This window comes from uncultured Methylovirgula sp., from assembly GCF_947646745.1.
Classification (GTDB): Bacteria; Pseudomonadota; Alphaproteobacteria; order Rhizobiales; family Beijerinckiaceae; genus Methylovirgula.
Window position 1 is genome coordinate 54428 of the sequence record NZ_CANSHK010000008.1, and the last position, 12329, is coordinate 66756.

8 protein-coding genes and 1 tRNA gene are annotated in these 12329 nt (G+C 59.5%); 6 read left to right on the top strand and 3 right to left on the bottom strand.

Annotation, left to right across the window (positions count from 1 at the left end; genetic code table 11):
* The first annotated feature begins 83 nt into the window (after positions 1 to 83).
* The 3 genes from Q0025_RS03830 (at position 84) to Q0025_RS03840 (ending at position 4958) form a co-directional block, all read left to right on the top strand.
* The gene (locus Q0025_RS03830) at positions 84 to 1418 is read left to right on the top strand and encodes an MFS transporter (protein ID WP_297296185.1); all 1335 of its coding nucleotides are present in this window, start codon (positions 84 to 86) and stop codon (positions 1416 to 1418) included.
* A 251-nt stretch (positions 1419 to 1669) separates the two neighbouring features.
* Positions 1670 to 3316 carry a carboxylesterase family protein gene (locus tag Q0025_RS03835; protein WP_297296187.1) on the top strand — a complete coding sequence of 549 codons (1647 nt, stop codon included), beginning with the start codon at positions 1670 to 1672 and terminating at the stop codon, positions 3314 to 3316.
* Between the two features lie 184 nt (positions 3317 to 3500).
* Positions 3501 to 4958, top strand: coding sequence for a carbohydrate porin (locus tag Q0025_RS03840; RefSeq protein ID WP_297296188.1), 1458 nt, complete (start codon positions 3501 to 3503; stop codon positions 4956 to 4958).
* Between the two features lie 76 nt (positions 4959 to 5034).
* Here Q0025_RS03840 and Q0025_RS03845 read toward each other — a convergent pair whose 3' ends face one another.
* Positions 5035 to 6687 (bottom strand): choline dehydrogenase, encoded by a 1653-nt coding sequence (locus Q0025_RS03845; protein ID WP_297296190.1) that lies wholly within the window; start codon positions 6685 to 6687, stop codon positions 5035 to 5037.
* Between the two features lie 10 nt (positions 6688 to 6697).
* Positions 6698 to 7957 carry an MFS transporter gene (locus tag Q0025_RS03850; RefSeq protein ID WP_297296192.1) on the bottom strand — a complete coding sequence of 420 codons (1260 nt, stop codon included), beginning with the start codon at positions 7955 to 7957 and terminating at the stop codon, positions 6698 to 6700.
* Positions 7958 to 8118: 161 nt separating this feature from the next.
* Here Q0025_RS03850 and Q0025_RS03855 point away from each other — a divergent pair, with 161 nt between their 5' ends.
* The 3 genes from Q0025_RS03855 (at position 8119) to Q0025_RS03865 (ending at position 11458) form a co-directional block, all read left to right on the top strand.
* A complete protein-coding gene (locus tag Q0025_RS03855) occupies positions 8119 to 9609 on the top strand; it encodes an aldehyde dehydrogenase family protein (protein WP_297296194.1) in 1491 nt (496 codons plus the stop codon).
* Between the two features lie 97 nt (positions 9610 to 9706).
* Positions 9707 to 11092, top strand: a complete 1386-nt coding sequence (locus Q0025_RS03860) for an MFS transporter (protein WP_297296196.1) — start codon at positions 9707 to 9709, stop codon at positions 11090 to 11092.
* A 292-nt stretch (positions 11093 to 11384) separates the two neighbouring features.
* A tRNA-Gly gene (locus tag Q0025_RS03865) sits at positions 11385 to 11458 on the top strand.
* 44 nt (positions 11459 to 11502) lie between these two features.
* Here the strand turns inward: Q0025_RS03865 and Q0025_RS03870 are convergent.
* Positions 11503 to 12216: a hypothetical protein gene (locus Q0025_RS03870; protein ID WP_297296198.1), complete on the bottom strand. Its 714-nt coding sequence runs from the start codon at positions 12214 to 12216 to the stop codon at positions 11503 to 11505.
* Between the last annotated feature and the right edge of the window lie 113 nt (positions 12217 to 12329).

Sequence of the window (12329 nt, forward strand, 5' to 3'; positions counted from 1 at the left end):
GGCGGGTGTTTTTTTCGCGCCTCCTCCAGAGTCCGCCTCGATGGCCTGATTCTTGATTGCAAATCGTCAGACATTAAAACAAAATGGTCGATGCCGATTGGCTCGGCGGAGGGCATGTCATGACGGAGTTCGCTGTGCACGACAAAAGTGATTTGCACAAAAAAGACGCCGCGGCGCCGTCCATGCTTTCAGAGAAATCGGGATATTCGCCGTTGCGCTGGGGGATCGCGGCCGTTCTTTTCGTTTCGGTGGTATCGGGCTTTTTCGATCGAATCAGTGTTGCCGTGTTGTTCACCGATCCGGGCTTCAATGCCGCGATGGGGACGAATTTTCATCCGGCCGTTCTTGGTATGTTGATGACGGCGTTTCTCCTCGCTTACGCCGCTTCCGCGCTTCTTTTGAGCGTCGGTGGCGATCTTTTTGGACCACGACGCACGCTGGGATGCGCCTCAGGCGTCTGGGGCTTGCTCATGTTCGCGATGGGCGCCTGCAGTTCGTTTGCCGGCATGATTTTCTATCGTGTCCTGCTTGGCCTCGCGGAAGGGCCGCAGTTCTCGCTGATTTCCAAAACTGTCCAACGCTGGTTCCCAAAAAACGAGCAAACGCGCGCCAACGCGGTCTGGATGATGGGGAGCCCGGTTGGTTCAGCCGTCGGGTTTCCGCTAACCCTTTGGCTCGTCGCAAATTATGGCTGGCGCGCTTCGTTTTACGTACTTGGGGCCTTCAATTTTTTCGTGGTCATGCCGCTCGTACTCGGCATTGTGCGCGATAAACCACCCGTTGCCGGGAATGCGTTTTCCCAACCGGTTGGACCAAGCGATCGGCTGCAGGTCGCCGACATTCGCTCGCTTCTTTCCGACAAGAAAGTGTGGATGTTAACGGGCTTCGGGGCCGGGTTGCTAACCTATCTTTGGGGCCTGAACAGCTGGCTGCCGACTTATCTGCAGCGTGTGCGCCATTTCGATCTGCACCATATGGGGATTTATTCGGCGCTGCCATTCGTCTTGATGTTCTTCGCGGAAATTATTGCGGGATACGTCGCAGATCGTACCGGAAAATATGCGTTATTGGCTTGCGGCGGCCTGCTGACGGCAGGTGCGCTTGCGTTCATCGGGACGCACGTCGCCGATCCGCAGGCAGCGGCGGTGATCATTGCCTTCGGTGCCGCCGCTTGGGGGGTTGCGACGCCCACGCAATATGGCCTTGCTCTGCGCGTTCTCCCGGCTGGCACGACGGCAACAGGCATTGGAATCATCAATGGCGTCGGCAATCTCGTCGGCGCCTGCGCGCCGGCGGTAATCGGCTTTATCGTCGCAGGAACAGGGAGCTATCGGTCCGGTCTGCTCGTGATCGTAGTTGCGAGCGCGCTCGGATCCCTGGCGCTTTTGCCGATGTTGAAATTCAAGCCGGCTGCATGAGAGCGAACCCGGCTGCGATTTAGCCGAATTCGCAAAATTCCATCAAAAAAATCCGAAGCGACCGCGTCGTGCGCTGGATTTCTCGACAAAACCATGCTTAGTCTATTTGGGATTGTCCGACAATAAGACAATAAGTCACAAGTCGGATAGCTAAAGCTGGCGGTCGAATAAGCTGGCGTTCGGGTTGGAAAACGATTGGGGGCGGGATGACGGAAGGCGGCCCAACTTTTTGGCGCCTGGTTGTTACAGCGATGCTAATCGGCTGCTTCGGTGCGCAGACGATTGAGCGCGCTCGCGCCAAGAATGGCTCCGAATATGGCTACAGCTCCATAGTTCAGACGACGCAGGGGCGTGTTCAGGGGGTCACAAAGAACGGTCTCGCCGAGTTTTTCGGCATTCCCTACGCGGCGCCACCCATCGGAAGTTTGCGCTGGCGGCCACCCGTCGCGCATGCGCCGTGGAGAGGCGTTCTCAGGGCAACGGCCTTTGGACCAACCTGCGCGCAGATTGAGAATTCGCCCTTTTCCGGGCCGACCTCGACGAGCGAAGATTGTCTTTACCTCAATATTTTTGCGCCCGCGGCCGCGAAGAATAAGAAATTGCCGGTGATCCTCTGGAGTCATGGCGGTGGCGACTTCGAAGGGGAAAGCAATGATTACGACGGAAGCAAGCTCGCGCTTCAGGGACACGCCGTAATCGTCACCTTCAACTATCGCCTCAACCTTTTCGGCTTTCTAGCCAGTCCGGCGCTTGATCATGAAGGCCATTTGTTCGGCAATTATGGCATTCTCGATAATCAATTCGCGCTGCGCTGGGTGCATGACAATATCGCGGCCTTTGGCGGCGATCCGACAAACATCACAATCGCGGGTCAATCGGCGGGCGCAACAAATGTCGGCGCCGAGGTTCTCTCGCCGCTCGACAAAGGTCTGTTCACACGCGCTATCCTCGAAAGCGGTGCGATGCCGACGTTGACACCCTTGTCCTTTGCGGAAGCCAAGGGCGTGGCGTTTTCCGTGGCTGCAGGCTGCGGGGCTGGCACAGCGTCGGCCGTTGCGGCGTGTCTACGCAAGCTTCCGGCGGCCAAGATTCTTTCCTTTGCGCGCCCGTCGTTCATGGCCAACAACATTGCCGATGGCGCGATCCTGCCGAAGGTGGTTATCGATGCCTTTGAAAGCGGCAAGTTCAACCACGTGCCGCTCATGATCGGCAACGTTGAAAACGAAGGCGCTTATTTCGTCGCGCTTCCCGAATACAGCGAAACGCCGCGAAAGCCGCTGACGGAAGCGCAGTTTCAGGCTTACCTAAAAGCCACTTATGGTGGCAATGCCGGCCCTGGTTATTCACCGCCTGCCTATCCGGCTGGCACGGTCGCGGCGGTGAATGCGCATTATCCGCTCACTGCATATTCAAGTCCGCAGATGCAATGGGTAGCCGTTGAGACGGACGGCGGCCGTTTGAATTTATCGGCCTGCAAACTACGGCATGTCGTGAACATTCTGGCGGCGCAGACGCCGGTCTACGCATACGAATTTCGCGACAAGACTGCGCCGTCCTACTGGCCGTCGATGCCGGGATTCCAATTCCTCGCTTATCACACAGGAGACATTCAATATTACTGGCCGCTTTATCACGGCGGGCGGCTCGGCCAGTCGCATCTCCTGAGCGGCGCTCAGCAAAAGCTTTCTGACACGCTCGTCAATGCTTGGGCGAATTTTGCGCAAAGCGGCAATCCAAACGGGCAGGGCGACAAGCCGTGGCCGCGCTATATGCGGAACGGCCGCTATCTCGATCAAGATATCGATGGCCTTTCAACATTCAGCGATGCGCAATTCTCGAAGGCACATCAATGCGCCTTCTGGGACAAGGTGATCGTTTACAAGTCGACAGCTCAGTAAATTGAGCTCGAGTAACTATGAGTACCTCTCCGCGAAGCTAACAAACATCTGTCATGCGCCAGGAGGTCGCGTCATGCGTTGATTGTCAGACAAAAAGACAATGTTGGCATAGCTCGTGCGTATGAATTACCGGTTGAAGAAAAAAACCAGAATCCGTGCATTTTACGCGATTTGTGGGGGTTAAATGAACACGATCTGCTCATATTTTCAGCGGCTTGCGGTCGCGGCGCCGTTGAGCGTTTTAGCCGCGGCGGGGTTCGGTGGCTACGCCTTCGCGGGCAGCGATATCGGTACGAATGCGTCGCCGCTCAGCATCCCGCCCGCACTACCCGCAACGCCTTATCCGGATTCGGGCGTGCCGGAAGGCTATTTTTTTAACCTGCGTCCGATTGGGAAACCGCTAGGTCAATATCTGGCTGATCACGGCGTCTATTTGACCGGCCGCACCTTGCAACAGGCCATTGGCGTCACAAACGGCGGCCTCAAGACGGGCACGGTCTACGAAGGATTTAATCTCTTCGGTGTCGACCTGGATATGAACAAGATCGCCGGAATTCAGGGCGGCTCCTTTCATTTCCTTGTAAACGAACTTTCCGGTTTGCCGCTACAAGGCTTTACAGGAAGCTTCTTTGCGTACAATCGTGCCTTCGCTTTGCAGGCCGGTGTCCGGCTAAACGAATTCTCCTACGAACAAAACTTCGGCGGCATCGTCGATGTTCGTGTTGGCCGCGTTCCGGTCGGAACGGAATTCGATACCGAGCGCGTTTATTGCGAGTTCCTATATGGCATGTGCGCGCTTCCGGCGGGCTATGTCTTCTCCAAAGGCTATCCGCCCTACAATGCAGCGTCCTGGGCCGGTATCGCGCAGGTGAAACTTCCGCATCACTTATATTTCCATGCCGGTATTTTCGAAGACGAGCCGAGCCTGGCGACGATCGGCCATTGGGGTTGGCCAGGCGAGGACTGGTCGCCTGATAAGGTGCGTGGTGCGACGATTCCGGTGCAATTCGGTTATCGCACGACCTTCAAGGATGATCCCTATCCGAAGTCATATGCGGTGGGCGGTTATGTCGATACTGGCGATTATGTCGATCCCATCGCGAATGCTGCGGGTCAAAACAGGCTGCTCGCCGGAGGCGCACCGCGTCTTGATCATGGCAAGAGTGGCGTCTGGGTGCAAGCCGAACAGGCGGTCTGGCGTCCCGACATGACGACGAACCGTGCATTGACCCTGTTTGCTGGCGGGAACGTGCAAACAAGTGGCGAGGCCAATATCCAGAACGCTTATTTCGCGGGCTTGTCTTTCAACGGTCCATTTGCCGGCCGCCCCTATGACACCTTCAACGTTGTTGGAGAGGCGATCAATTCGAGTAGCGCCTATTCGAGCTTTATCGACACAAGCTTGAATTTGAGACACATGCCTGGAATCAGTCCACATGAGGCGTTTATCGAGGTGAATTACGGCATTGCGCTCGCGCCGGGCATGACGCTGAAGCCGAATTTCGAATATGTCTGGAATCCGGATCTGGACACGATTCCTCATCCGGTTTCGAGCGACAGGCATGTTGTGATCATGGGGGTCGCCTTCACGGCCTTCCTGCCGGAGACCCTGGGCTTGCCGCGGCTCGGCGGTGGCGGCTAGACCGCGCCTCGCGCCGGCACGGAACGAAATACCGGGCGCTGCTTTCGAGCAGCGCTCTTCTGTTTCGACGTTACGTTCAGGGAAGAATGGCGGACGAAAGAATCGGCCGCCCGGCGATGATATCCGCCGCCTTTTCCGCAATCATCATGACCGGCGCGTTGATATTGCCGCCGATCATATCGGGCATAACGGAGGCATCGACGACGCGCAGCGCGTCCGCGCCGAAGACTCGCAGCGCCGGGTCGACGACGGCGCCGGGATCTCCGGCGACGCCCATGCGGCAGGTGCACGCCGGATGATGGACGGTGACGGCCGTCTGACGGATATAGGCTTCAATGTCTTCTGCGCTCTTGGCGACCGGCCCCGGCGCGACCTCTGCCGCAAGATAAGGCCTCAACGCGGGCTGGCTGGCGACTTCGCGGGCGATCCGCACGATTTCGACGATCGTCTCTATGTCGCTGCCATGGGCGAAGAAATTCTGATGGATACGGGGCGCCTGGCGCGGATCGGCTGAGGCGAGCGCGACCTTGCCGCGGCTTTCCGGGCGCAGGGCGACGACGCGGGCCGCAAAGCCATCTTCGTAAGGCCACGCGAATGGTGCGAGATGGGGCCGAGCGCTCAGTGGCGCCGCGTTGAAGAGAATTTGCACGTCAGGCATCGGCTCTTGCCCGCTTGTCCGCAGGAAAGCCATTGCGCCGCCTGGCAGATCGTTGGCAATGCCTTGGCCGCGAAGATAGGCGTTGCCAAGGGCGAAAGCGATCCTGTCGATGCGCATGGCTTTGGCGAGCGGTCCCGGTTCACGCCGGCGATAGAAAACGCCGACCGACATCTGATCTTGCAGGTTCGCGCCGACGCCCGGCAGATCAATAGCGGCCTCGATGCCGAGCCCGCGCAGATCGTCAGCCGGGCCGATGCCGGAAAGCATGAGCAGTTGTGGAGAATTGATGACGCCACCCGAGAGGATGACCTCGCGATCGGCGAAGGCCGTTTCGATCGCGCCGTTCTGTGCGTAGGCGATGCCGATGGCGCGCGTTCCGTGCAAAAGGATTCGATGCGCTTGCGCACGCACTTCGACGCGCAAATTCGGCCTATGCAGTGCAGGCCGGAGATAGGCGACCGCTGCGCTGCAACGCCGGCCGTTGCGGATCGTCAGTTGTCCACGGGCGAATCCATCCTGCTCCGCGCCGTTATAATCGGGATTCAAGGCAAAGCCCGTCTCCACGCCCGCCGCGAGATAAGCATCGACAAGCGGGTCGGCATATCGGCTGTTCTGCGTCGTCAGCGGTCCTGTGCCGCCGCGATAGCGATCGGCGCCGCCTTCCCAGCTTTCCTGTCGGCGGAAATAGGGCAGGACTTTCTCATAGTCCCAGCCGGAAAGCCCGGCCGCCGCCCAGCGCCGATAGTCGCCGGCATGGCCGCGAACGTAAGCCATGGCGTTGATCGATGAACTTCCGCCGATGACGCGGCCCCGCGCGCATTCGACCGCGCGGCCGTTCACTTCCGCCTGAGGCTCGGCAAAATAATTCCAGTCGTGAAGCCGGTTGAGCAGAATGCGGCCCCAGCCGAGCGGAATATGGATCCAGGGATCACGGTCCCAGCCACCCGCTTCGAGCAGGAGAACCGTGACGTCTTCATCCTCCGTCAGCCGGTTGGCCAGCACGCAGCCGGCCGAGCCGCCGCCGACGATGATGTAGTCGAACGCGCGACGGCCGCTCTCGGGCTTGGGCACGGCGGCCGTCTCAATGGCGGCGGAGAAGCGGGATCATGGTGAAGGACAGGATCACGGTGGCCAAGGTGATGACAAGCAGCCCGCCGGCGTAATTGCCGGATTTGCCGATGACGAAGCCCATCAGCACGGGCGTGAGAGCGCCGACGATATTGGCCACGCCGGCATAGATGCCGAAGCCCATGGCGGTGACCTTTGGGGGGATCACTTCCGTGCCCATTGCGAACAATGCCGGCACCGTAATGCCCCAAGCGCCTGCGCTGAGCGCGATCAGCAAGGCCGAATGGGTCGGATTGCCGACGGCGCTCGCGGCATAGACGAGAAGACCGGTGGCGATCATGCCCAGCATGCAGAGCCAGGCTTTGATCCGCCATTTGTCGCCGAGCCAGCCGCCGAGGAAATAGCCGCCAATCATCAATAGAAAGGGCAGGGACGAGAAAACGCTCGAGTGTTTGATATCGAAATGACGCGCGACCTGAAGATAGGCGGGGAGCCAGCTATTGAGGCCCCAGAGATAGACCATAGCGCTGCAATCATAGACGGCAAGAAGCCAGAACAGTTTGTTGGAAAGCAGCAGTCGGATCGCCTGGCCAAGAGGCATGGATTCGGAGTCCGGAGCCGCGGCTTTCGCCGCCTGCGGCTTGTCCTGCACGAGAAACCAGACCGTCGGCAACACGATCAAAATGTTGAGCGCGGCGAGCAGGTAGAACGAGGCACGCCAGCCGTAATTGGCGACAAGCATGATAACGAGCGGAAAGCCGATCATCGAGCCAAGCGGTGCGCCAATACCCCAGACCGCAGTCGCCAAACCGCGCTCGCTGGGCGGAAACCATTGCTTGACGGCAACATTGGCCGAGCCGAATTGAGGTCCCTCCGTCAGTCCGATAAGCACCCGCCCGACAAGCATCATCGCATAGGACGCCGCGCCGCCCATGATCGCCATGATCACGCCGAGCAGAAGCGCGATCATAGACAGCGTGCGACGCGGGCCGAAAAGGTCGGAGGTAATGCTGAGGGCGAGCGCGGATATGCCGTAAGCGACGACGAAGCTCGTCATCAACAGACCGAGCATCGCCGGATTATTGCCGATCCCCATCGCATGCTTGAAATCCGCATTGGTGAAGAGAACGGCGATATTGATCCGGTCGAAGAACGCGGTCGTCACTGCAATCAAAAGAACAACGACCATCAGCCAGCGATATGCGGCGCTATGCGTGCGTTCGATCTCCTTCGCCCCGGCGCGAGATGTTCCCGTTACAACCGAATCTGACATTGGATATTCCTCTCCCCGGGTGCCGAAGCATTTGGTCGACTTGATAGATAATGTATGATTGTAATACAATATTCGTGCCTGTCGATAGGGATGGCGCATAAAACAGCAGAAGAGAAACTGCCTGTGCATCCTGCCGCCATTGCAGGCAGAGGAGTCGATAGGTGAGCAAAGGACTTGAGCAGCGCTGGCAAAAACCAAACCTCGGAATTCAGGCATGTCTACCCGGACATCGCGAGCTTTTCTATGGCGGCGCGTGGCATGAGCCGCGGGGCGGTTATTTAGAGACATTCAATCCGGCAACCGGCGAAAGTCTCGGGCGCGCCGCAGAGGCGAACGAAGCCGACGTCGATGCCGCCGTCGATGCCGCACAGCGTGCCTTCGTCACATGGCGTCGCGTGGCGCCCCGCGAGCGCGCGGAGTGTCTCTTGGAGATCGCGCGGATCATGAAGGATCATGCCGAGGAGCTTGCGGGGCTTGATGCTCTAAATTGCGGCAATCCGATCCGTGAATTGATCAACGACGTGCATAAAGGCGTCAATCAGATCGAGTATTTCGCGGGGTTGGCGCTTGAGGTGAAGGGCGAAGTTCTGCCAACGGTTGCCGGTCTCGTAAACATGAGTGTGCGCGAACCATATGGCGTCTGCGCGCGGATCGTTGCCTACAATCATCCTTTGATGTTTGCGGCGCAGAAGATCGGCGCGCCTCTGGTCACGGGCAATACCGTCATTCTCAAGCCGCCACCGCAGGCACCGCTCTCCGCCTATCGTTTGATGGAATTGCTTCAAGGCGTCGTGCCAGACGGTGTGCTGAACCTCGTCTCCGGGGGGCGCGTCTGCGGCGCCGCGCTTGCCGCGCATCGGAATATCCCGGTCGTGTCGCTCGTCGGCAGCCTCGAAAGCGGCAGGGCCTGCAACAGCGCCGCCGCGCCGCATCTCAAGAAAGTCATCCTCGAACTCGGCGGCAAGAATGCCATGATCGTTTATCCAGATGCCGATTTGATGCGCGCGATCGACGGCGCTGTGCGGGGAATGAACTTTTCCTGGTGCGGGCAGTCCTGTGGATCGACGTCACGGCTCTTCCTGCACGAGTCGATTCATGATGCCGTGGTCGCCGGCATCATCGAAAAGGCGAAGGCTTATAGACCGGGCAATCCGCTCGACCCGGAGACGACGATGGGTACCCTGGTTTCCAAAGCTCAATTCGACCGTGTCATGAACTATATCGCGCTTGGCCGCGCGGAAGGTGCGACGCTTGTTCTCGGAGGCGCCCGGCCGGCGGATCCGGCGCTCGCGGCGGGTCATTTCGTCGAGCCGACGATCTTCACCAATGTTCAAGCCTCCATGCGGATCGCCCGTGAAGAAATATTCGGGCCCGTATTGTCGGTGCTGCGCTGGCACGACGAGGCAAAAATGCTGGAGGAGGTCAACGCCGTTGATTACGGCCTCACCGCCGCGATTTACACTAAGGATCTAGCAACCGCGCATCGCGCAGCTGGCGCAATCGAAGCCGGCTATATCTGGATCAATAATTCAGGAACGCACTACCTTGGCGCGCCGTTTGGCGGCTACAAGCTGTCAGGCATCGGCCGGGAGGAACATAGCGGTGAGATCGAGGCCTTCACGCAGCTCAAGAATATTAGCATTGCGCTTTAGCTTCGGGCGGTTCAGCTCTGTCCCGATCTTGTGATAGGTCCCTCAGCACGGCAGCGTCTAATCTGCCTGCCCCCAATAGACCCGCCGGAGCGAAATCTTGACGACCTACGATGGCTTGCCGCTTCCGCAGCGTTATTGGTCTGCGGCGACGATCTGGCTTGCGCTCATTCTGGCGGTGCTCGACAGTTCGATCGCCAATGTCGCTTTGCCATCGATCGCGCGCGACCTTTCGGCACCGGCGTCCGTCTCCGTATGGGTCATCAATGCCTATCAACTCGTCATCGTTATTGCGCTTCTGCCGCTCGCCACGCTCGGCGAAATGTTCGGCTATCGCCATGTCTTTCAGATAGGCATTGTGCTTTTTAGCGCCGCTTCGCTCGCCTGCAGCTTCGCACATTCGTTGCCGGCGCTCGCCGCCGCGCGGGCTGTTCAAGGAATAGGCGCCGCCTGCATCATGGCGCAAAACGGTGCCCTGGTCCGCTACACTTATCCTTTGAACCTGCTCGGGCGCGGCGTTGGCATCAATGCGCTTGTCGTCTCCGCGGCCGCGGCCCTGGGGCCGCCGATCGCCGCGATCATTCTTTCAATCGCGTCGTGGCAATGGCTTTTTGCTGTCAATGTGCCGATCGGGGTGTTGACCTTTATCCTTGGCCGCACGTCTTTGCCGGAGAGCCCACGGTCCGGCGCGCTGGATTTTATCGGTGCGGGAATGAACGTGCTGATGTTCGGCTGCGGTTTTGTCGGCATCGACGCGTTCACCCGGCACGGCCTCGGCTGGTCCAGCGGCAGCCTGCTCGCGGTGGCGATCGCTGCCGGCGTCGCACTCGTCTGGCGCTCGCGCACGGAGGTCTCGCCGATCATTCCACTCGATCTCTTGCGCAATCATGGGTTTGCAATGTCGGTCGTAACCTCCGTAGCGTCCTTCAGCGCGCAGACGCTCGCTTTCGTGTCTTTGCCATTTTATTTCGAAGGGATTTTGCATCGCGACCAAGTGGCGACCGGTCTTCTCATGACGCCCTGGCCGGTCGCGGTCGGGCTCGGCGCGCCGATCGCCGGGCGGCTCGCCGACAAATGGCCGGCCTCTATTCTCAGCAGCGTCGGTCTGCTGGTTCTTGCAGCCGGCCTTGCCTCGCTGGCCCTCCTGCCGACACAGGCTTCGGCAATTTCCATCATTTGGCGCATGGCGCTTTGCGGCCTGGGCTTCGGCTTTTTCCAGGCGCCAAACAATCGTATGCTGCTGTCATCGGCGCCGATGGCGCGCAGCGGCGCTGCGGGCGGTATGCTGGCAACCGCGCGGCTCACGGGACAGACCGCGGGTGCGACCATCGCGGCGATTTGTCTTCGCTTGAGTGGCGGGGGAGAGACGACCGGGCTCCTCGTCGCGTCGCTCCTCGCCGTCGGTGCGGCGCTTGCAAGCGTCACCCGCAGCCTCAAGCGCGAGACGCGCCGCAAGCCCGATCAAGGCTGCCGCAAACCCCACTAGTTGCGCAATGACGTCTGGTTCCAGCGTCGATTGTCATCAAGTCGCGTATCAAAAGGCCGGGCGGTACGGTGACGATATAGTTTCGCCAAGGTCATAGGCACGCTGAGTCGGGCCATGAGAACATCCATGGGACTTTTCATGGGACTTTCTGTCGTCCAAGCCCCGTTTTCATCGGCTTCGTTCGGCTTACGTGCCGGTTTACCGGCGCCCGAAGCTCAGGCATAATCAGGCCGTCGGCATCAGCTAACCTGCTGGATTCGCTAACGCGAAGGGCAGGAAACCGTGCCGGCGCGCGGGCGTAGTTCAATGGTAGAACGGCAGCTTCCCAAGCTGCATACGAGGGTTCGATTCCCTTCGCCCGCTCCAGTATCGCAGCCTTTCATCCCGCCGCCGGCCGGACCCGACCCCGCTTATTCAGCCGGGTTGAAAAATTTCACCGCGAAGGCGATCTCGAAGATGCGCATGACTTCGGCCGGATGCTGGCGCTCGCGCCGCAGGACGATGCGGCTTTTGAGTGGTGGGATCACCCGAGCCCGGATCAGCGCATCGAGCGGCGAGAGGCTGACGAGCGTCCCGTCGCGCAGCGTCCCGGTGTGATCAAGGAAGCTGCATTTCTTGATGCCCGGCTCGATTTTCGTAATCGCAGACTGGCCGGCCGTGCCCCGGTCGACAGCCACGGCGTGCTCGGCCGCGATATGGGTGAGCTTATCGCGCACCGCGGGCTTGTACTTCTCTTCCACCGCGACCTGGAAACCTTCCGGTTTCTTGGCGGTGACGACGCCGGCGAGATCGCCGATCGTGTCGAGGTGGATCTGGACGTCCGTGCCTTCGGACAAATCGTGCGATAGTCGGTCCGCCGCATCCGCGCCTTCTCCGTTTTTGGCGGCGTAGACGAGATCGACGGCGTCGGGGCTGATCGTCGTGGTCTTGCAATCGAGCGCCGGGCCGTTGGGGCGCCCGCATGTGCCCGGCAATTGAACTTCGATCAATGGCCGATAATCATAAAGCGCCATCATCGCCGCAAATTCGTCGACCTGAATGGCGGGCGTCGGTTCGATGGGCTGTGGGCGATGTTCCTTGGCGAGTTCCCAAATCCGGTAGCGGTGCTTCACGTGTTCGTTCATTTGACGCTCCCTATCCCGTCACTTCGAAGCGAGGAACCGAAGCAATCAACGATATTATGATTTTCGCTGCCGCTATGCTGCACCGATAAAATGATATCTCGAACAGTCCGACC